At 42.0% G+C, this 21,930-nt stretch carries 21 protein-coding genes and 2 tRNA genes; 2 read left to right on the forward strand and 21 right to left on the reverse strand.

The features are described from left to right. Positions 1–143: 143 nt before the first annotated feature. The 8 genes from ACJA3J_RS15395 to ACJA3J_RS15430 form a co-directional block, all read right to left on the reverse strand. Positions 144–866 carry an amino acid ABC transporter ATP-binding protein gene (locus ACJA3J_RS15395; protein ID WP_181898752.1) on the reverse strand — a complete coding sequence of 241 codons (723 nt, stop codon included), beginning with the start codon at positions 864–866 and terminating at the stop codon, positions 144–146. A 29-nt stretch (positions 867–895) separates the two neighbouring features. Next, complete coding sequence (locus tag ACJA3J_RS15400) at positions 896–1,510, reverse strand: amino acid ABC transporter permease (RefSeq protein ID WP_115822637.1); 615 nt, start codon at positions 1,508–1,510, stop codon at positions 896–898. Positions 1,511–1,647: 137 nt separating this feature from the next. Then, positions 1,648–2,478, reverse strand: coding sequence for a transporter substrate-binding domain-containing protein (locus tag ACJA3J_RS15405; protein WP_115895290.1), 831 nt, complete (start codon positions 2,476–2,478; stop codon positions 1,648–1,650). 263 nt (positions 2,479–2,741) lie between these two features. Further along, the gene (gene yihA / locus ACJA3J_RS15410) at positions 2,742–3,329 is read right to left on the reverse strand and encodes a ribosome biogenesis GTP-binding protein YihA/YsxC (RefSeq protein ID WP_089652696.1); all 588 of its coding nucleotides are present in this window, start codon (positions 3,327–3,329) and stop codon (positions 2,742–2,744) included. Next, positions 3,319–5,649: an endopeptidase La gene (gene lon / locus ACJA3J_RS15415; RefSeq protein ID WP_406944548.1), complete on the reverse strand. Its 2,331-nt coding sequence runs from the start codon at positions 5,647–5,649 to the stop codon at positions 3,319–3,321. Before lon ends, yihA begins: the two co-directional genes overlap by 11 nt. Before the next feature lie 257 nt (positions 5,650–5,906). Next, positions 5,907–7,184, reverse strand: coding sequence for an ATP-dependent protease ATP-binding subunit ClpX (clpX, locus tag ACJA3J_RS15420; RefSeq protein ID WP_089652698.1), 1,278 nt, complete (start codon positions 7,182–7,184; stop codon positions 5,907–5,909). Between the two features lie 334 nt (positions 7,185–7,518). Then, on the reverse strand, positions 7,519–8,805 hold the full coding sequence (gene tig, locus ACJA3J_RS15425) for a trigger factor (RefSeq protein ID WP_089652699.1): 1,287 nt from the start codon (positions 8,803–8,805) through the stop codon (positions 7,519–7,521). Between the two features lie 147 nt (positions 8,806–8,952). Beyond that, positions 8,953–9,933 carry a tetratricopeptide repeat protein gene (locus tag ACJA3J_RS15430; protein ID WP_406944550.1) on the reverse strand — a complete coding sequence of 327 codons (981 nt, stop codon included), beginning with the start codon at positions 9,931–9,933 and terminating at the stop codon, positions 8,953–8,955. Between the two features lie 352 nt (positions 9,934–10,285). Here ACJA3J_RS15430 and sda point away from each other — a divergent pair, with 352 nt between their 5' ends. Then, a complete protein-coding gene (gene sda, locus ACJA3J_RS15435) occupies positions 10,286–10,432 on the forward strand; it encodes a sporulation histidine kinase inhibitor Sda (protein WP_202410038.1) in 147 nt (48 codons plus the stop codon). Between the two features lie 84 nt (positions 10,433–10,516). Here sda and ACJA3J_RS15440 read toward each other — a convergent pair whose 3' ends face one another. Next, on the reverse strand, positions 10,517–10,681 hold the full coding sequence (locus ACJA3J_RS15440) for a hypothetical protein (RefSeq protein WP_167356075.1): 165 nt from the start codon (positions 10,679–10,681) through the stop codon (positions 10,517–10,519). A gap of 381 nt (positions 10,682–11,062) precedes the next feature. Here ACJA3J_RS15440 and ACJA3J_RS15445 point away from each other — a divergent pair, with 381 nt between their 5' ends. Next, positions 11,063–11,452 carry a thiol-disulfide oxidoreductase DCC family protein gene (locus ACJA3J_RS15445; protein ID WP_406944553.1) on the forward strand — a complete coding sequence of 130 codons (390 nt, stop codon included), beginning with the start codon at positions 11,063–11,065 and terminating at the stop codon, positions 11,450–11,452. Between the two features lie 348 nt (positions 11,453–11,800). Here the strand turns inward: ACJA3J_RS15445 and ACJA3J_RS15450 are convergent. The 12 genes from ACJA3J_RS15450 to sdhB all read right to left on the reverse strand — a co-directional run bounded on the left by ACJA3J_RS15450 (position 11,801) and on the right by sdhB (position 21,924). Then, positions 11,801–11,874 (reverse strand) — tRNA-Arg (locus tag ACJA3J_RS15450). Between the two features lie 174 nt (positions 11,875–12,048). Next, positions 12,049–12,122, reverse strand: a tRNA-Gly gene (locus tag ACJA3J_RS15455). A 113-nt stretch (positions 12,123–12,235) separates the two neighbouring features. After that, on the reverse strand, positions 12,236–12,760 hold the full coding sequence (locus tag ACJA3J_RS15460; protein ID WP_089652703.1) for a metallophosphoesterase: 525 nt from the start codon (positions 12,758–12,760) through the stop codon (positions 12,236–12,238). 14 nt (positions 12,761–12,774) lie between these two features. Continuing rightward, positions 12,775–13,368 (reverse strand): XTP/dITP diphosphatase, encoded by a 594-nt coding sequence (locus tag ACJA3J_RS15465; protein ID WP_089652704.1) that lies wholly within the window; start codon positions 13,366–13,368, stop codon positions 12,775–12,777. Between the two features lies 1 nt (position 13,369). Further along, on the reverse strand, positions 13,370–14,128 hold the full coding sequence (rph, locus tag ACJA3J_RS15470) for a ribonuclease PH (protein WP_406944554.1): 759 nt from the start codon (positions 14,126–14,128) through the stop codon (positions 13,370–13,372). A gap of 140 nt (positions 14,129–14,268) precedes the next feature. Continuing rightward, complete coding sequence (locus ACJA3J_RS15475) at positions 14,269–15,381, reverse strand: GerMN domain-containing protein (RefSeq protein WP_089652706.1); 1,113 nt, start codon at positions 15,379–15,381, stop codon at positions 14,269–14,271. 276 nt (positions 15,382–15,657) lie between these two features. Then, positions 15,658–16,479, reverse strand: a complete 822-nt coding sequence (racE, locus tag ACJA3J_RS15480) for a glutamate racemase (protein ID WP_115895018.1) — start codon at positions 16,477–16,479, stop codon at positions 15,658–15,660. A 21-nt stretch (positions 16,480–16,500) separates the two neighbouring features. After that, positions 16,501–16,938 carry a MarR family winged helix-turn-helix transcriptional regulator gene (locus ACJA3J_RS15485; protein ID WP_089652722.1) on the reverse strand — a complete coding sequence of 146 codons (438 nt, stop codon included), beginning with the start codon at positions 16,936–16,938 and terminating at the stop codon, positions 16,501–16,503. A gap of 202 nt (positions 16,939–17,140) precedes the next feature. Beyond that, the gene (locus tag ACJA3J_RS15490; protein ID WP_008635211.1) at positions 17,141–17,365 is read right to left on the reverse strand and encodes a response regulator transcription factor; all 225 of its coding nucleotides are present in this window, start codon (positions 17,363–17,365) and stop codon (positions 17,141–17,143) included. A gap of 94 nt (positions 17,366–17,459) precedes the next feature. After that, on the reverse strand, positions 17,460–18,110 hold the full coding sequence (locus tag ACJA3J_RS15495; protein ID WP_089652708.1) for a response regulator transcription factor: 651 nt from the start codon (positions 18,108–18,110) through the stop codon (positions 17,460–17,462). Further along, on the reverse strand, positions 18,107–20,431 hold the full coding sequence (locus ACJA3J_RS15500; RefSeq protein ID WP_406944555.1) for a sensor histidine kinase: 2,325 nt from the start codon (positions 20,429–20,431) through the stop codon (positions 18,107–18,109). The genes ACJA3J_RS15495 and ACJA3J_RS15500 overlap by 4 nt, the downstream gene beginning before the upstream one ends. A gap of 728 nt (positions 20,432–21,159) precedes the next feature. Then, positions 21,160–21,924, reverse strand: coding sequence for a succinate dehydrogenase iron-sulfur subunit (gene sdhB / locus ACJA3J_RS15505; RefSeq protein WP_089652710.1), 765 nt, complete (start codon positions 21,922–21,924; stop codon positions 21,160–21,162). Positions 21,925–21,930: the final 6 nt, after the last annotated feature.

Raw genomic sequence — 21,930 nt, forward strand, 5'->3', positions numbered from 1 at the left:
ACGGAAAGCGAACCTTTTCCCGGAGCCCTAAACTCCCACAAACGTCTCGAAATCAATTCTTCAACAATACTGCCATTTTCTTTAACAACTTTTCAAAGGAATAAGACACAAAACCCCAGAGGTAGCCTCTGGGGTTTTGTGTCTTATAAAATGGAGCTTAGGAACGCTTGGGTTCGTTCTTCTTGTGGGTTTTCGAATAAATCCTTCGGAGCTCCCGACTCTACTATTTTTCCGTCATGCATATAAACGACGCGGTCGGCGACTTCTCTTGCAAATCCCATTTCGTGCGTGACCACGACCATTGTCATTCCTTCCTTCGCCAGGTCTTTCATTGTCGCCAGAACTTCTCCGACAAGTTCAGGATCGAGCGCGGAAGTTGGCTCATCAAACAGCATAATTTCTGGTTTCATTGCAAGAGCTCTAGCGATCGCAACCCTTTGTTTCTGTCCACCTGAGAGTCTTGATGGGTAATCATTGGCTTTATCGCCAAGTCCAACCTTTTCTAAGAGCTCCTGACCTTCTTTTTTCGCCTGACTTTTAGCTATTCCTTTGACTTGGGTAGGTGCTTCCATCACGTTGCCTAATACCGTCATGTGTGGGAAAAGATTAAAGTGCTGGAAGACCATTCCTACTTGTTGTCTTACTTTGTTCAAATTGTCTTTTTTAGGATCAATTTGTTTCCCTTTAATAAAGAGCTCCCCGCTGTTTTTCATTTCTAAAAAATTCAAACAGCGCAGCATTGTACTTTTTCCGGACCCGCTGGCCCCGATGAGTACGACCACTTCACTTTCTTCCACATGGAAATCGATATCCTTCAGTACATGTAGATCCCCAAACGATTTATTTAATTTATTGACTCGAATCATTTGCTCTGACAATTGTGTTTCCTCCTCTGTTAGTCACTCACAGCCATTTTCTTCTCAATCGCACTGACAACGAGGGTCAGAAGGAATACGAGAATCAAATACCATACGGCACTTACGAGCAACCAGGTCATATAGTCGAATGTATTGGCCCCTTGGGTGGTGGCTACAGCAAATATCTCGGATACACCGATGAATGCAGCTAACGATGAATCCTTCAAACCAATGATAAACTGATTCCCAAGCGGAGGCAATGCACGTCTAAAAGCCTGAGGCAAGATAATCCGACGCATCGTCAAAGTACCACTCATTCCAAGTGATCGACCAGCTTCTGTCTGGCCTTTTCCAATCGATTGGATGGATCCTCGGAAAATCTCTGCAATATAGGCACCATTGTGGAAGGCAAGTCCAAGCGCTACGGACCAGAATCCACTGATCATCCACACTTCTGTTAAACCATAATAGAACACGAAGATTTGAACAATCAGAGGAGTTCCCCTCACCACATAAATGTATATATTCGCAAGCCATTCCAACGGCTTGATTTTGGATATTTTCATGAAAGCAAACATTAACCCGATGACAATTGCTATTAAAATAGAGACCGCTGTAAGGGCCAGAGTCATTTGGGCGGCTTCAAAAAACATGCCCCGACTATCTATAAGTGCTGTCCAAAAGTTTGCAGAATACAAATACAATTCACTTCAACTCCTCTATAATGTCAAAAAGAGTACGCTCATTGCGCACTCTTCTTAACTTCGGTCTTCAACTGAAAAACGAGTATTTACTCCGGCAGAGTCGTAATGTCTTCACCAAAGTACTCTTTACTGATTTCAGCAAGTGTTCCATCTTCACGAAGTGTTTCTAGAGCTGCATTGATTTCTTCAAGTAGGGCTTCGTTTTCTTTTGCAATAGCAACCGCCTGTTCACTGCGCTCAATCATTTCTTTCGCTTCAATTTTAAGCCCTTTCCCTGAAGCTTCCTTACCCGTTAAGAAATCTGTGATTACAGCGTCATGACGACCTTTTGCCAAGGATTGCAAAGCGACAACATCACTGTCATAAGTCTTGATGTTCTCAGTGACTTCTTCAGCATACGTGCTATATGTCGAACCTTTAGAAATGGCAATCTCCATTCCTTCTAGATCTTCTAGTGTTTCAACATCACTATCTGGACGCGTGAAAATTTGCGCGCCTGAATAATAGTAAGGTGTTGAGAAATCAACTTCCTGTTGTCTTTCTTCTGTTATAGTGTGACTTGCCACCGCCGCATCAAAACGGCCCGTCTTCACACCTTCTACGATACTTGCAAACTTCTGTTTTTGAGGATTTGGCTCTAAGCCCAACTCCTTCGCAATAGCATTCGCAACATCAATATCAAAACCTGTCATTTCCCCGCTTGCATCTGTCATACTAAATGGGCTGAATTCACCAGAAGCAGCAAACGTGAACTGTCCATCCTCTACAAGGTCATAGGCTGTTTCTTCTGAGGAATCGTTGGAATCCGTTTCGTTTGTATCCCCTGTCGTTTCTCCTTCATCTTCACTTCCGCCACAGGCAGCAAGTGCAAAGATCATGAAGATGCTCAGGGCGATCATAAATAAATATTTTCTCATAACCAAAAATTCTCCCCTTCGTCAATTTGTCATTTTTCTGTAATAATAGCGACACTTTAAATTATATCTATTTATCAAACAATTCCCAAAATTAAACATAGTCCAAAAAATACTGAATAACGCTGATGAGAGGCTTGACCTACGACAGGCAGTACTTTCCTTATAAATGCATGAATTTGCTTTAATATAATAGATTTTTGTATGAATATACATGTTTTATGACATAAAAAACCACTTCCCTTATATAGAGAAGTGGTTCTATCTTAGAGATTCAAGTGTGAGAGCATGGTCTTCCATGCAACATCCTTGCCTTCGCCTGTTTCGGATGAAAAAGGAATCAATGCATCTTCCTCTTCCATTTCCAAGACATCTTGAATCATCTTCAGTTGTTTCTTTCGTTGACCCTTTTTAATTTTATCAAGCTTTGTCGCAATGACCATGACTGGCAGGTCGAAATGCTTTAAATAATCATACATCAACTGATCATCTTCTGTTGGTTTATGACGGATATCAATGATCAATGCTGTTGCTTTCACCTGTTCACGTTCAGCAAAATATTCTTCCATCATGGCTCCCCACTTCGCGCGTTCCTTTTTGGAAACTTTCGCATATCCATAACCGGGAACATCGACGAAATGGAACTTATCGTTGATGATGTAAAAGTTCAACGTTTGGGTTTTTCCGGGTTTTGATGAAGTCCTCGCTAAATTTTTGCGTTGAATCATCCGGTTGATAAATGATGATTTACCAACATTCGACCTTCCTGCCAGCGCAATTTCAGGAATCGGTGCTTTTGGGTACTGCTTTTTGCTCGCCGCACTGATGACGATGTCTGCCGAGTTAACTTTCATGTACTGCCTCCGTTAATGCTTGTTCTAATACTTCATCCAAATGCTTCACAGGAACAAAAGTCAGACCTTCCTTGATGCTGTCTGGGATATCTTCCAGATCTTTTTCGTTCTGATCTGGGATGATAATTTTTGTTAATCCTGCACGGTGGGCGCTCAATGATTTTTCCTTCAAACCACCGATAGGCAAAACGCGGCCTCTTAACGTGATTTCACCTGTCATGCCCACCTCTTTACGGACAGGGCGACCTGTCAGTGCCGATACGAGGGCAGTCGCCATCGTGATGCCGGCAGAAGGGCCATCTTTAGGTGTCGCGCCTTCAGGTACGTGAATATGGATGTCGTTCTTTTCCACAAAATCAGGGTCGATGTTCAGTTCGTTCGCTCTTGAACGAATATAGCTGAACGCCGCTTGTGCGGATTCTTTCATCACATCTCCCAATTTCCCTGTTAATGTAAGGTTTCCTTTTCCAGGATATATTGAAACTTCTATCGATAATGTGTCTCCACCTGCTGTTGTATAAGCAAGGCCTGTGGCTGCTCCAATCTGATCTTCCAGTTCTGCACGTCCATAACGGAATTTCGGACGCCCGAGAAGCTCTTCCAGTTGTTTTTCCGTCACAACCACCCGTTGTTTATCACCAGAAACGATGATTTTGGCAGCTTTTCTGCATAGGCTCGCCAATTCACGCTCTAAACCACGTACACCCGCTTCTCTTGTGTACCGGCGGATCAGTTTCAAGAGCGCATCATCACGTAATTGCAGCTGGCCTTTCTTCAAACCATTTTCTTTCACTTGCTTAGGAAGCAGATGCTCTTTAGCAATATGAACTTTCTCAACTTCCGTATATCCAGCAATGGTGATAATCTCCATTCTGTCACGCAATGGTCCAGGGATGTTCGAAATATTATTAGCTGTAGCCACAAACATGACCTTTGATAAATCATAGTTTTCTTCGATGAAGTGATCGCTGAACGTTCCGTTTTGTTCTGGGTCGAGGACTTCCAACATGGCTGAAGATGGATCCCCTCTGAAATCACTAGCCATTTTATCAATTTCGTCAAGTAAAAATACAGGGTTCACTGTCTCTGCACGTTTCATCCCCTGAATAATACGTCCGGGCATTGCCCCAATATAAGTTCTACGATGACCACGAATTTCAGCTTCATCACGGATTCCGCCTAAAGAAATTCTAACAAATTTTCGATTGATGGATCGAGCGATGGACTTAGCAAGGGAAGTTTTCCCCACCCCTGGAGGTCCAGCCAGACACAAGATCGGCCCTTTGATCGTTTGAGTCAATTTTTGAACCGCTAAGTATTCAAGGACACGCTCCTTGACCTTTTCCAAACCATAATGATCTTCGTCCAAAATCTTCTCAGCACGGTTCACATCGAGGTTATCTTCGGTCTCATTCGACCATGGCAAGGCCACAAGCCATTCAATGTAATTGCGTATGACCGAACTTTCCGCTGAACTTTGTGGAACTTTTTCATATCTTTCGAGCTCTTTATAAGCGATTTCTTCTACTCGTTCAGGCATATTGGCCTGCTCTATTTTTTCCTTAAGCTGAGCGACCTCACCTGATTTTCCATCTTTATCACCAAGTTCGTTTTGGATCGCTTTCATCTGTTCACGCAAATAATATTCCTTTTGCGTTTTTTCCATGGATTTTTTAACCCTTTTGCCGATCTTTTGCTCGATTTGCAAAACTTCACGTTCATTCCCAATCATGTCGACAAGCTTTTGAAGACGCTCTTTCACATTCACTGTTTCCAGAATTGACTGCTTTTCTTTTAGTTTCACTGGCAAATGGGAAGCGATCATGTCGGCCATATGACTCGGTTCGTCGATATCGGACACGGTATTAAAGGTTTCCTGGCTTACTTTTTTAGATACTTTAACGAATTTCTCAAATTGGTCCATAAGCGTTCGCATGAGAGCTTCTTCCTCATTTTCTCCTACATGCTCATCCTCAATTTTTGAGATATTCGCGTGATAAAAGTCCTCATCATCGACTAATTGTTCAACACGGGCTCTATATAAACCTTCTACAAGGACTCGATTGGTGCCGTTTGGCAATTTAACCATCTGTTTTACCCTGGCAATTGTTCCAACCTCATAAAGGTCACCTTTCGAGGGTTCATCAATATTCACTTCTTTTTGTGACACGAGAAATATTTCATTGTCATCCATCATGGATTGCTCCAACGCTTGTACCGATTTTTCACGCCCCACATCCAGGTGAAGGACCATAGAAGGGTACACAAGCAACCCTCTGAGAGGAAGTAGAGGTATATTTTTTCTCTGTTTGTCCGTCATTTCTTGCACCTCCGATTATTGCAACTACGTATTTTTATCATATATAAATGTACTTGGAAAGTAAACGAAACGGCACCAAATGATTCCAACACCGAAATCCCCTAACCAATTACTGTCAAGGGGCTCACTCCTCTAATACTTTATTATGAACAGAAACCAGCCTTTCATGCTTATGTAGTCATCTGTCAATTTAATAATACAGAAGCCGTGCTACAACATTTTCGTAGCACGGCTTCTTGGATTTTATTCCCTAAGGTTTACGCACTCTCTTTAGGAGATTGTTTATTCTCATCTTCAACAGTACCATCTGTCAAGACCAGCTTAGGACGCCCATTTTTAGCAGTGACTGTCTCTTTCGTAATGATACATTTCTCAATATCATCACGTGAAGGAAGTTCATACATGACATCCAGCATGATTCCTTCGATAATAGAGCGCAATCCACGAGCCCCTGTCTTACGTTCTATAGCTAGACGTGCGATTTCACGAAGCGCATCTTCTTCCATTTCCAATTCGACATGGTCGATTTGGAAAAGCTTTTGATATTGCTTCACAAGCGCATTCTTCGGTTTTGTAAGAATTTCTACAAGCGCATCCTCATCAAGCTGCTCGAGGCTGCCGATGACCGGTAGACGACCGATGAATTCCGGAATCAAACCATAGCTCAACAAGTCTTCTGGAAGTACTTTTGTGAGCAATTCTTTCTTCTCTGCTTCATCCGCTGCTTGCTCAGAACCGAAGCCGATCACTTTTCGTCCTAGACGACGTTTAATGATTTGATCGATTCCGTCAAAAGCTCCTCCAACGATAAACAACACATTAGTTGTATCGATTTGGATGAACTCTTGATGAGGATGTTTACGTCCACCTTGGGGAGGTACACTAGCTTGAGTTCCTTCGAGGATTTTCAATAGCGCTTGCTGCACTCCCTCACCAGATACATCTCTTGTGATGGATGGGTTCTCTGATTTACGGGCAACTTTATCGATTTCATCAATATAAATGATTCCTTTTTCTGCTTTCTCAACATCATAGTCTGCTGCTTGAATCAACTTCAACAGAATGTTTTCAACATCTTCACCGACGTAACCGGCTTCTGTTAAGGAAGTGGCATCAGCAATGGCAAATGGTACATTCAGAATACGTGCCAATGTTTGAGCAAGTAAGGTTTTACCGCTACCTGTAGGTCCAAGCATGAGGATGTTACTTTTCGCAAGTTCTACATCATCATTTTTCACACCTGCATTGATACGTTTATAGTGATTATATACGGCTACAGACAGGTTCTTTTTGGCTTGATCCTGGCCAATGACATAATCGCTAAGAATTTCGCGGATTTCTTGAGGCTTCGGTACCTCTTTGAATTCCACTTCCTCTTCATTACCTAACTCTTCTTCAACGATTTCCGTACAAAGTTCAATACATTCATCACATATATATACGCCAGGCCCTGCTACAAGCTTACGGACTTGTTCCTGACTTTTACCGCAGAAAGAACATTTCAACTGTCCTTTTTCATCGTTAAATTTAAACATTCGTTTCACCCCTTATTATAATGACGCAATTGTTGCGACTGAAGTTTCATGATACGACGCTTACGCTTCCACTTCACTTCTTTTGCCCATCATATCAGATTAACTTCAAACAAAAAAGCAATACCTTTTCAGAGGTGTGCGCAACTTTTCTTGCACCATCCTCATTATGTAATTCAACTGCAGATAAGTCAAACAATGGAGCACCATTACTATTGTATGTAAACAGCTAGAGAAGTATCAACTATCTTCCCCATTAATCTCTACCTCTATACTCTATAATATAGAAATATATGAGAAGACAAGGTACGATCATGCACCTTGTCTTCTTAGTTTATTATTCAGCTTTGGAATTTGCAACTAGAACATCAATGGCTTTACGGACTTTAAGGTCTTCTTTGATCATATCTGTATTTCCACCAAGCATTTGCGTCAATTGAGCAACGTCTGTTTGATACATGGACGCCATGTTCTCAAGTTCAGCATTCACATCTTCTTCAGAAGCTTCAACATTTTCTGCCTCTGCGATTGCTTCAAGAGTCAGGTTCGTTTTCACACGCTTCGCTGCATCTTCTTTCATTTGCTCACGAAGGGCATCTTCGTCTTGACCAGTGAATTGGAAGTACATGTCTTTTGTCATGCCTTGCATTTGAAGGCGTTGTTCGAATTCTTGAACCATGCGGTCAAGCTCTGTATCCACCATAGCATCAGGAATTTCAACTTCTGCATTTTCAGATGCCTGCGTTACAAGCGTGTCACGCTTGCTGTTTTCAGCATCTGTCTTCTTCTGCTCTTCCAAACGCTCGCGAGTTTTCGTCTTCAGTTCTTCAAGAGACTCGACATCTTCGTCGACATCTTTCGCGAATTCATCATCAAGCTCAGGAAGTTCTTTTCCTTTTACTTCGTGAATCTTGACTTTGAATGTTGCAGATTTACCAGCTAGATCTTCCGCGTGGTATTCTTCAGGGAAAGTTACTTCAACGTCTGTTTCTTCTCCTGCTTTCTTACCAACTAGCTGTTCTTCGAAACCTGGGATGAAGGAGCCAGAACCAATTTCTAGGGAGTAGTTGTCTGCCTGTCCGCCTTCGAATGCTTCGCCATCAACGAAACCTTCGAAATCCATAACGACTGTGTCGCCATTTTCAACAGCTGCATCTTCTTTAACGACGAGCTCTGCTTGACGCTCTTGCATTTGCTTCAGTTCGTTTTCAACATCTTCATCTGATACTTCAGTATCTTGCTCTTCTACGACAAGGCCTTTGTAATCGCCAAGCTTAACTTCAGGCTTCACAGTAACTTCTGCTGTGAATACTAGGTCTTGGCCTTTTTCGATTTGTTTCACGTCTACTTCTGGACGATCGACAGGTTCGATTCCTGTTTCTTCTACAGCTTCTGTGTAAGCTTGTGGAAGAACAATATCAAGGGCATCCTGATAAAGAGACTCCACTCCGAAACGCTGTTCGAAAAGTTTACGAGGTACTTTACCTTTACGGAAACCAGGTACCTGTACCTGTTGAACTACTTTTTTGAAGGCTTGGTCAAGTGCTTTATCGAACTCACTTGCAGGTACTTCTACAGTCAAAGTCCCCTGATTGCCTTCTTGCTTTTCCCATTTTGCTGACATAAAAAATTCCCTCCAACATCTATTCATTCATTTTCGTCCGAAGACGATGATCTGATGATTCTATGACTCTTTTTACATACGAATCTCGTTTGCAACCACTACATTATAACATAATCCTACAGCCTTTCAAGACGTGACCTTTTTCATTTATTCCCCAACGATCAATACGTAATGCTGTTCACATAGTTCGATTTCAGATTTGTACTTCTCTACGTTTTCCAATTCTTCATTCACAGACAATGGAAGCTGTAAATATTCATGCCCTAATTGTTTAAGGGCTTCGACAAGAATCGGGACTTCCTTTTCATTAGGAAATATTGGATATCGTACATAGCAATAATGATATAAAAGACGATTAATCATCTCATACATCGTCGGGTTGTTTTGTTCAATTTGACCGAGCCTCATTTGAATCTGTCTAATGATGTAATCAGAATGAAGCTGTGTTAAATCCGAAGGGACGACAGTAGATGTTTGGCCAAATTTCTTAATGGTGAGCTCCTGACTCCAACCTGCATCTCTGAACCATTCTAAAATGGAAGATTTAATGATCGGGTGGACCGTTTCGTTCATTAAGACGCGTTGAAACTCATCTGCAAAAAGGTCAGGGGATTGTTTTTTCAATTGATCAATCGCTTGCCACTGCTTATGTATATCATCTGAATCCAATGCATGCTTAAATTCATCAAAATACTTCGTACCCTCTTCTTTATGACGATCTTCCAAAAGTTTCCGGCTCACCTCAAACATCTGCCAGAGTTGAGTACGGCTTTGATGAGAAATATCCTCTGATTCGAACACTTCTTCCAAAAGATTAATGATTTCTTCATACTGGTTACTTTGAAATAAGATGGTGATATAGATATGTAAATAATGATAGTACTGTTCGTAATCTTCCTTCATTTGCTTTTGACATAATTCTTCTGCTTCATCGAACAATCCAAGTTCAATCCAACTCATCAGAAGTCCTGTAATGACATCCGCATTTGCAACGCCATACTCAACAAGGGGCTCCAAGGCTTCTGAAGCATCTTTATACCTTTTTTCCTTCAATGCTTCCAACCCCACTCGTTCCAGAGCGGTTTTCCATTTTGGGAACATCACTAAGTTCCCGTTTTTATTTTCCATAAGACACCCTTCCCTAGAGTTTATACTTCCTTCATTTTAACCTTATTGTATATTTTTCAAACCTCTATTCATTCAGCTTATTAGGATATACTAAAGTATATTCACAACAAACACAAAGAAAACACTTTTGTATCTGAATTAAAAGGGAAATTCGTCATCATTCGTTATGGACAGACACAAAAAAACACTTCCAAAAAGCATTCGTGAACTTTATCTCAATATAATATCCAAATTTGCTTCATATTAGCAAAAAACAGGACTTTATACTCATGATGATTTCGTTTTTTTTGCTAAAATAAATAAATGTGAATAAAATTTCACCGAATTATTAAATTTAAGGGGATGTATCGTTTTGTCATTGCTAGATGATCAAACATTGCTGGAAACGTACATAGAGTCCGTGAAACTTCAATTAGATGATGAATTCGTCCACTTATTGACGAAAGAAATTGATAAGCGATCTATGGAATTGCCTAAAGAAAATCTCCAACTTACATGAATCGACATCAAGCGTTCGCTCGAAATGGGAACGTTATTATAGAGGAATACAGAAAGGGTGTGCTGAAAAAGCACACCCTTTCTTTTATTGATTAGAGGTTGGGTTGCTTTGACGTTGTCCAGACATTTTAGCAATGCTTGGGATAACGTTCTGCAACTGCCCTGCCTGACCAGTCATCATGCTGTAGGTGGCAGCACCGATTCCGATAGAAGCGACAATCGGCAACCACTGAACATTCTTCTTCTCCATCCTGATCACTCCTCAAATCGCTTGGCTTAATAGCCATTTCTATTGTGTGCGGGAGAAGGACCACGTATGTGAGTTAAAACCATGTTCTCTATCCTTTATTTACCTTTAAGTAATAAATGGAATAAGAATAACGGCCAAAGAATGACCCACCCTAATAACACAAACATATATAAGGACCGCTCTTCTCTACTCTGGTCTATCGGTTCTTTTTGTTGGAAGCAAAAAAACACACCAATTAGGATATAAGCGAAGGCTATCAAACGAATCACTCCTCTACACCATAGCGTATGAAGAAGACATGATATGTGCCTCCCCTTGGGCAAATCTTTTTTAGAGCCTCTGATACTAAACATGATAAAATGTTTGTAGAGGTGATTGAATATGGAACGGATTGTCCTGTTTGACGGGGAATGTAATTTTTGCATTCAAAGCGTGCAGTTCATTATTAAAAGAGATCCTAAAGGACGTTTCAAATTCGCTTCTCAACAAAGCGAAGTCGGACAATCGTTTATGATGAAATATAAAATTCCAAATGAAGTGGACAGTATCGTCCTGATTGAAGGTTCAAAGTCTTACCTTCAATCCTCGGCTGCGTTGAGAATAAGTAAGTCCTTGAAGGGTTTTTGGAAGGTCGGGTTTGCCTTGATTATTGTCCCTAACAAGATAAGGGATCGGGCTTACAATCTCATAGCTAAAAATCGTTACAAATGGTTCGGTAAACTGGAAGCCTGTGAACTGCCTTCACCAGAAATTAAGAAACGCTTCTTATGAACTTCTTGGTACAAAAAAGAAGCGTCCTGTTTTTAGGGCGCTTCCTTCGTTATATAAAACAATAATCCACTTAGAATTCATGAACTTAATTACATACGCTTGAGTTCCATTGATAGAGTGGAACACTTTCCTACCATTAGAATTTTGAGTACACGACTAAAGAGCTGATTCATATAAAATTACCAAGGGTTTCTTCTTTCTTCCCCTCTTACAATATTAAAATTGTTTGGGACTGTAAGCTTTCTCTGTTACTTATTTCTAAAGAGGAACTCCACTGTTTATTATACATTTTGAATAAAAAAGCTGCTACCTTTACATTTGCAAAGGTAGCAGCTTTTTTTCATTTAGCGTCCCAGGAGAGATTCGAACTCCCGACCCACAGCTTAGAAGGCTGTTGCTCTATCCAGCTGAGCTACTGGGACATGTAATAGTATGTAGTTGAGTGTGCAAACTTTTGTCGGCTGTCGTCCCGATTTCTTGGGTGAATTCAAGATGCTTTGAAATCGGTACGTTGAAGTATCGCTTCGAAGTATATTCGATCATGCTCTATCCAGCTGAGCTACTGGGACATACTCATTAAAGTTTAAAATATGTGATGGAGCGGGTGAAGGGAATCGAACCCTCGTCATCAGCTTGGAAGGCTGAGGTTTTACCATTAAACTACACCCGCATAATCAAAAAGTTAGTTTATAAGAAAACAAGTTTTTGTTGTTGTCTTGTGAAGCGGACAAGAATTATTATATTAAGAATACGGGGAAATGTCAACAGGTTGCAGCAAAGAAATTAATTCTTCGCTGCAAGTGCTGTTGTCATGTGTAAGTCAGGCATAGGTTCGCCATTCACATGATAAAATTGTAAGTGTATGTCATTGATATCTTCCCATTCCATAATCGCATAAGTCGGTTCCTCTCGATCCCTCGGGAGCCTTGCGCTTCCTGGGTTGATGAAAAGTGTGTCGCCAACTTTTTCTGCTCCTGCTAAATGAGAATGGCCGAAGCAGGCGACTTGGGCACCGACTTCTTCTGCACGATAAGAGAGGGGCATCAACGTTGACTTGATCTGATGCAGATGTCCATGAACTACCAAAAACCTCACTTCTCCTACCTGAAGGGTTTGCTCTTCCTCCATTTCTGGTTCGAAATCACAGTTCCCTTTTGCATATGTGAAGCCTTCAAGCTCTTCAGCATCATAAGCGAGTTCAGAATCTCCGCAATGAATCATGGCATCGACATCCTGATGTCTCTCTTTGATTTCCATCACTTCGTTTTTTAAACCATGGGTATCACTCACAATTAAAACTTTCGGCATACGACTCACCTCGATTAGCTTTGAGTTTTCAACCACTCTTCAATTTGTTGTATGGCGTGGTGACGGTGGCTGATTGCGTTCTTCTCTTCAGAGGAGTGTTCAGCCATCGTACGGGAAGACCCTTCCGGTATGAATACAGGATCATAACCGAAACCATTTGTGCCTTGAGGTTCGGTAGCAATAACGCCTTCACACGTTCCTCTTCTAACAAATGTGTTTTCTCCTGGCCTCGCAACTGCTACAGCACATACGAAGCGTGCTGTTCTCTTTTCTTCGGGTACGCCATAGAGTTGTTTTAAGAGTTTTTCTGTATTTTTGCCGTCATCTTTTTCTATTCCTGCATAGCGGGCGGAATAAACGCCCGGTTCCCCATTCAATGCATCGACTTCCAAACCTGAATCGTCAGCCACCACAGGAACTTCAAAATGCTCTGCCATCGCTTCCGCTTTAATGACCGCATTTTCTTCAAATGTCGATCCTGTTTCTTCTATGTCTATGGAACGATCAATATCTAATAGGGATTTTACAGAAATGTCGTACTTGGAAAACATCTGGCGGAACTCATTTACTTTACCTGGGTTCTTCGTCGCCACTATTAGTTCCTTCATTTTACTTAGCCGCCTCCGCTTTTGTACGGATGACGTCTGACCATTCTCCGATTGCTTCTTCCTGGAGTTTGATTAGATCTGTAACGCCTTCCTCAGCGAGGGACAACATCTTTTGCAGCTGCTGCATGGAGAATGTTGCTTCTTCTCCAGTTCCCTGTAATTCAACAAATTCACCATTTCCAGTCATGATGACGTTCATATCCACCTGTGCTTTGCTGTCTTCTTCGTAACAAAGGTCCAGGATCTCATTTCCATCAGGCAATACACCTACAGAGATAGCAGTTAAGAAATCTGTTATAGGCAGCTCTTTGATCGTTTTTTTATTCACTAATTTGCCTAAGGCAATAACGACAGCAACGAATGCACCAGTTATGGAAGCTGTGCGTGTTCCTCCGTCAGCCTGGATCACATCACAATCGACCCAAATGGTACGTTCGCCGATTTTATCTAATTCAACAACGGCCCGGAGAGAACGTCCGATCAAACGTTGGATTTCCATCGTACGCCCAGAAACTTTTCCTTTTGACGACTCACGTATATTTCTTTGTTCGGTTGCACGAGGCAGCATTGCATATTCAGCTGTAATCCAGCCCTTTCCTTGTCCACGTAAAAAAGGAGGTACACGATCCTCTACGCTGGCATTACAAATTACTTTCGTATCTCCAAAACTGATCAGCACGGACCCTTCTGGATGCTTCACATAATCCATTTCGATTGTTACTTTTCTTAGTTCGTTGACTTCCCGATGATCATTTCTCATCAGTAACGACCTCCTTTTACCTACACCATTATCCTTGCCCATCTTAACACAAATTACATGCGTGAGGTAGTTAAAGCTCAAATGGAAAAGCGCCTCAAAAGCTTTTCACTTTTGAAGCGCTTCTTGACTATACTTTGTGACTACATGGCTTCAGCGCCATTGATATCCTGTCTTGTAACTGGTTCAGCCAATGGCTCTCCAGCTTCATTGAACACATGCTCCGTTCCATCTACATGGACTTCGACTGATTCAATATCTGCTTGATCAGTAAGGCTCATAACAAGACTCGCTAACGCCGCATCAGATAAGGATGGCTGCTCCTCCACACTCGTCAGTATGTTTTCATTGAAGGAAACCGTCAGCACTCCGTTTTCAAGCTTAGAGTTGACCAATTCCGCTCCTTCATTAAAAGGATTCATTAGTGCACTTCCGAGTTCAGGACCTTCCAATAACGCCTGTACCATCGCGGTATATTCGTCACTTCCTTTAGCTACACGAGTGGTCACCGGAACTTGATAAACCTGTTCCCCATTTTGGGCAGGGAAATAAACCGTCACCGCTTCACTGTTCATAATATCTGTGTTGTTACCGACACTGTGGTTGATCCCATCAGCACGGGAGACCCCTTTAGAAATCGGGGTCCCGTCGACAGGCATCACTTGCTGTTCGTGACCGTTGATCCAAAGCTTAATTCGTTTCACATTTTCGAACTGAGTCAGTGTATAGGTCATGGCTTGTAAAATTTTCTCTTCATCTTCAGCCGCATAATTTTTGAATTCTTCCGACACATCTACAACAAGCGTTCCATCCTCTTTGGCGTTAACTCCAAGAATTTCTGTTCCAGCAGGGAGAACCGCTTCAAAACCATTTGGCAGTAAGTTCGTCACAGGACCATCTTTTACCATATACTCAAGCGCCTGTGTCGCCACCTCTTCTGAGGCTGGCAGTTCTAGTGTCTGTGGGGCAACCATGCCGTTCGCGTCCATTAAATACACTTCACGAGCGACTGTGGCTGAAGAAGCATCACCTTCTGTTCCTTCTGTCCCTTCTCCTTCTTCCCCTTCTGTATTTTCACCTTCTCCTTCAGGTTGAGGTTCATCACTACTCGGATCTGGCGTTGTTGTAACCGCCTCTTCAGGTGTATCCATTTTCTCTAATGATTGCTCTCCTTCAAAAAGGCAGCCTGAAAGTAACCCTACACTCAGCAGTAATAAAACCGCGAGTATGAAGGGTTTGTAGCCGTAATTCTTCATAGTTTTCCCTCCTGAGATAGATTGTACTACCATATATACGAGCCCCCTGAAGGATTAGACCAGAGAATTTTATGAATGAAAATGAGACTTCTATTTAAAAAAGTGAACACCGGCTGGTTCATCTTTGACTTTTAATATCTGTGCCAGGCACTCGAAATGGTATACCGGTGCCTGGCACCCTAGCTCTAAAAGTAGTGACAGGCACCGGTAAATTTCTGTGAGGTGCCAGGCTTTTTGATCACAATTTCACATAACAAACTCTAAAAAAGCTCTGCTTTAGTAAGCAGAGCTCGGAACATGTTCAATTCGAACAGATTTAAGAATTTGTACGGGTTCCTCAAACCAACTGTTTGCGACCAGGCGGAACTTTTCGATATCCCCCGTCGTATAAAATTCATGAACAGGAGAAGCGTTCCCTTTTTCTAAAAGCTTATGGTAAGCAAGGATCAAACTAGCTTCCCTTGCCGTTTCTTCACCAGAACTAATCACTTGAATATGATTTCCCATCTCATTTTGCACGAGATCCTTAATCAATGGATAGTGGGTACACCCTAAAATAAGGGTGTCGATATGATTCATTTCTTTCAGAGGCTGCAAGGTATTGGAAACGATTCCTTCAGCTTTTGGTCCGGATAGAATTCCGTCTTCCACCATAGGTACAAAAGGAGGACAGGCGAGTCCATTGACCCGGATGTTTTGATCAATCGCTACGAGTGCATTCGGATAGGCTTTACTTTCAATCGTTCCTTCCGTCCCGATCACACCAATTCGTTTATTACGACTGAATTTAATCGCTGCACGTGCACCGGGTTCAATGACACCGATAACAGGAATATTCAGCGTCTCCTGAAGTTCTGTAAGCGTATAGGCCGTGGCTGTATTACAGGCAATCACCAACATCTTAATGTTTTTCTCTAATAAGAAATTGACCATTTGCCATGTGAATGCTCGAACTTCCTCCTCTGAGCGAGGACCATACGGACACCTTTTTGTATCGCCTAGATAAAGAAAAGTCTCTTTCGGTAATTGCCGCATCAACTCTCTTGCCACCGTTAAACCGCCCACGCCTGAATCTATGACTCCTATCGGTTGTTTCAATTCGCATCCCTCTTTTATCTCTTAGTTGTCTGTTTCCTTGTCTGTCTCTTTCATGTTTTCATGAAGAACGTGGAGTAAGCGGTTGAGTGTTTCTACATCCTCTTCCGGCACGCCCTTCAAGACTTCTTCGAGGTAATTCTGCCGTTTCTCAATCACCTCATGGATGATTTTCTCTCCCTTTTCCAAGACATGAATACGGACAACACGACGGTCTTTAGGGTCACGAACTCTCTCTACAAGCTCATTCTTTTCCATTCGGTCTACAAGGTCTGTCGTCGTGCTGCAGGCAAGGTGGATATAGTTGGAAAGCTCTCCTATCGTCATGTCTCCCTTTTCCAAAAGCCACTGGAGAGCAACAAATTGTGGAGCAGTAATTGGATAATGATTTAATATAACTCGTCCTCTTTGTTTAATAATTCCGGCTATGTATCTTAACTCTTTCTCTACATCAGCCATCATGGTCGTCTGTTGTGATTTTGTCACATTCAGCACTCCTAACGAAAATACTTTATAAATCTCATTCTCATGGTTTGAGCAGAAAAATTCAAGGTCTAACTTCTCTTTATAAGAAAAACCCTTTCAGGTATGGCTGCGTTAAACGCGACCTTACCTGAAAGGACCCCCTCCATCTCAATAGCAATGGTTAGCTGTTCTATGGAGATCACAATTCCAGTTCTCCCATGCGCAGCAGTTCTACCACTGCCTGGGAACGTCCTTTCACCCCTAGCTTTTGCATTGCGTTCGAGATGTGATTCCGCACAGTTTTCTCTGAAATGAAGAGCTCTTTTGCGATCTCACGTGTCGTCTTATCCTGTACTAGAAGCTCGAAAACTTCTCGCTCCCGCTTGGTAAGAATTTGTGTTGGCCGATAGCCGTCCTCCTTCACAAGCGTACCCCTCCTTGTTGTCCCTGAGCTTATATGAGGGGAATTATTTAGTCTCTGTATCGTATGAACAGGAAGGTCGCCCTGTGCTACGCTTTCATGATTTAGACACAAGCCCGAGTTCCTGCGCTTTGAAGAGCGCTTCTGTACGCGACCTTACATTCAGTTTATTAAAAATTCCAGTTAAGGTGTATTCTACACTTCGCTGCGACATGTGAAGGGTTTGTGCAATTTCTCTGTTCGTATAACCAGACGCTACTTCCTGTAAAATGGACTGTTCTTTTTCATTCAAAGAAAAACCGTTGCCTTCTTCTGTTTCAGAAGGAGTGCTTACACTGGCCTCTGATCTTCTCAACTGTTTGAATAAATGAATAGGAATAACCACCTCATCCCTGCATGCACAACGAATCGCGGTTACCAGTTGCTCACTAGTTGCCGTTTTACTGACAAAACCATTAATGTCGGCTTCCACCAACATATTGAAATGGGTGTTCAAATCAAATCCTGTATAAATAAGCAGCTTCAGATCAGGGTAAGACTTCCGGATTTTCTTCGCCAACTCAATTCCGTTTATCCCCGGCATGTATAAATCCAATAGGACGATATCATAATTTTTTTCTTTTAAAAGGGGTTCTACTTTTTGGTTTTCATGAGTGACATCCACTTGCATGTCCCCTTCTTGCTCGAGCATCGATTTCGTTCCTGCGCCTACAGCAGGATGATCATCGACGATTAACACATTCATCATACTTGGACCTCCCTTTTTATTTCAATTGGAAACGTAATCATGGTTTTAAACCCTTCGCCTAATGCGGTTTCTATTTCCAGGTGCCCATTCAGACCATTGACCCTTTGTTCGATCCCAGATAACCCAATATGCGAGAACAAATCACGTTGAACGGAATAGTCCATGCCTTTTCCGTTATCTGAGTATAAAAGCATCACTTGATTCTCTTGGCTGGATAATGATAGTTTGACAATTTTTGCATCCGAGTGTTTCATAGCGTTCGTCAAAAGCTCTTGAACAACTCTGAAGATAGCTAAGATCCGCTCTTGATCCAGTTCTGCATCAAAACGTTCATCCGAGAAATAGACCGTAAAGTTCGAGCGAAGCTGATATTGATGAATCAAATTCTTTAATGATTGAACAAGCCCCATTTCCTCAATGAATGCCGGACGCAGTTCATTACATGTCTCACGAATCAAGTGAATACTGTCAAGGAGAGACTCTTTATAAACCATCAACTCTGCATGCAAACTTGGGGTTAAATCATTTCTGTGCCTGATCAAATCATCCATCTTTCTATAAAGGTACAGTTGCTCTTGCAGCACCGTATCATGCAAATCAATGGAAAGCTGCTTTCTTTGATTTTCAGCGATCGTAAACAATAACCTCGAAAGCCATGTTGGGTATTTTTGTGTCTGGCCGCTTCTCAATTTACGAAGTTCTTTTAATAAATCTTCAATCGTGTTCATATTTTGAATCGCAATATTTGCATTATGAGAGATGGTTTGCAAATACGTTTTCTCATCTCGGTTCAAGGTTGTGTAATCTTTCTTCCCTTTGCACCACATCATGGTCAGCTTTTCTAACGAGTAGCCTACAATGACTCCAAACCCTTTCTCCGTTTCAATCACTGAACCGATATCATAATGGTGATTGTTCAGATGCTCATCAAAATGGTCGATGATATCCCTGGGAATCTGGTCATACACACAGTACATATTGCGTTTATTATGCTTGGAATAAATATAAATATCTCGAACATTCAGTACATTTTTCACTTCATCACGCATGACCTTCATTAAATCGACCGCATTGGATTGGTCCTTCATGTCCTGAGCCATCCGGTGCATACTCTCCTGATAACCATAACGAGCAGAAAACAAATAACGCTGCAGTTTGAAATCCAACACTTCTTTTACTGATAAAAATAAGACGAAAGCAGATTGGAACAGCAAAAACATTTGAATGTAACTGATCACGTATAAATCTTCTTCAACTAGCCAGCCAATCGTAAACATCAGAGCTAAACTCGGGAGGACAGACAGGATCATATAATACCGGACACGCGTCATCACAAAGTCAATATCAATCAATCTTTCTCTCGTTACCAAATACATGAAGGTAATCGGTAGAGCGATAAGAAACATAGCTCCAACTTCAAGTGAAATCACCTTCACTCCAAAAGCAAGGGCAGGAATCAAATAAAGAAAAATATAAGGAAAGAACGCAATCGTCATCCCTATGGCCATGTATTTAAAAATGGGACCCACCGCTGCACTCTTGTGAATATACAGTCCCCGGTAAATGATAAAAAACGAGATAATATACAAAACCAAAAGCAAGCCGCCGGGGATCGGGTCAAAGAATGCTGGATAAGATTCTATAGTCAGGAAGTAACCTTCGAGTAACGATACAAACCCTACAGTGAGGTATAGCGAATACACGATTTTTTTTGAAAACCAATAAATGTTCAATTCCTGAAAGTAGTTATATAAAAAATGGATTAAAATCACAGGGGAAAACAAAAATAACCCTGTGTTTAAAAATAGACCGTACAAATCATCCCTTACCGCGCCACTGTTGCTTAAATATCCAGTAGCAATAGCTAGGAAGAACAAAATCAACTGTTCTGCTGAATACCTCTTCGGTACTCGTTTATGAACAAGATAGGATATACCCAAAATAACTAAAAAGAAAAGAGCAGGAATGACAATGTACAATAACCAATGAATGGGACTTGAATTTTCAATGTCATTGTAGAAAGTCTCTTGTCCATTATGTTGTATTGAAAATGAGTTCGCTCCTTCCAGCTCATTGAACATTGAAACAGAACGATGTTCCTCTGGGGGTTCATCATTTATCGAATGGATTTCTCCTCCAAGCGGAACCCCATGACGGTCTCCCCAACTTCCACTGTGTACAGAGGTCACCACCCATTCTCCTTGTCTTTCGTTTACGCCGATTCCAAGGTAGGGCTGGGTGACGGATAATACGATCATGTAACAAGCGGATAAAATGAAAAAGGATAGAACCAACCACTGAGACCATTTGAAATTAAACATGTATAAATCCACCTTCGTACATTATTCAACCAAGTCTATTATACTATGGAACTTACAGCCTACAACCCATAGTCTTTTTTCCATATATTATTCAGCAATATGGCAGGATTCTTGAAGACTTGATTTCGAGATGTTTGTGCAATTCTTGGGGCTACGGGAAAAGGTTCGCTTTCCATGGGGCGGGCGCTGAGCCTCCTCAGGCTACGCCTTCCGGGGTCTCAGTTGTCCCGCACACCCCATAGGAGTCTCACCGTTTCCCTCCGCCCCTTTGCCATACGAGGTTCTCGAAATCCCTTGAGCAGTAACCTGCCGATCTCTGTAATGAAAGCCTGTTCACCCACGCCGTTATAGAGTTGTTTTAACCATACATCCTGCACGAATAAGGCGTGGGAACAGGGTCTGGGAAACGTCCGCATGAAAAAAGAATGGAGACACAAACGCGTGTGTTTTTCTACTGACTGATTCAAAACATTGCAAATCGTCGTTTCCCTGACCCCGTATCCATGGCTAGGATTTGTCTTTCATTATTTCAGCTAAGCAAGGCCTTCTTTAAGGATTTTTGTTAGGTGCTCCTTGCACCCCTAAAGAAAGCGAGCTATTCCCCGCAGCCCCCATCCACTCAACAAAAGTCTCGAAACTGAGTCTTCCACAATCGGGAGCGTTTGTGGAATAAGTAGAAAAGGCAAAAAAAGAAGCCTCCATATAAAATGGAGACTTCTTTAGTGATATTAGACGCGTTGGTCGCTTCCGAAGAAGCTTTTGAAAGATTCAATAGCTGTGTCACGGTTAAGGGCAGCAATGGAAGTCGTTAAAGGAATTCCTTTAGGACATGACTGTACACAGTTTTGTGCGTTTCCGCAACCCATTAGACCCTCTTCATCCATGATTGTCTGCAAACGTTCACTCTTATTCATCTCTCCTGTAGGGTGGGAGTTGAACAGACGAACTTGAGACAATGGAGCAGGTCCGATGAAGTCCGACTTACTATTGACGTTCGGGCAAGCTTCCAAGCATACTCCACATGTCATACATTTGGATAGCTCATAAGCCCACTGACGTTTACTTTCTGGCATCTTAGGTCCTGGACCTAGATCGTATGTTCCATCAATTGGAATCCAGGCTTTAACTTTCTTCAATGAATCGAACATCCGGCTGCGATCAACTGCCAGGTCACGGTTGACTGGGAATGTCGTCATAGGAGCCAAGCGGATCGGCTGTTCGAGTTGGTCAACAAGTGCTGTACAGGATTGACGAGGTGTGCCATTGATCACCATGGAACAAGCGCCACATACCTCTTCCAAACAACCCATATCCCAATAAACAGGAGTCGTCGGTTCACCATCTGCATTGACAGGGTTACGACGAATTTCCATAAGCGCAGAGATGACGTTCATATTTTCACGATACGGAATCTCGAATTTCTCTTCATAAGATGATTCATCAGGGTGGTCCTGACGAGTAATGATCATCGTGACCGTTTTATTTTCGCTCATGATCGT

The organism is Halobacillus sp. SY10 (assembly GCF_045401165.1).
Lineage (GTDB): Bacteria > Bacillota > Bacilli > Bacillales > Halobacillaceae > Halobacillus > Halobacillus aidingensis.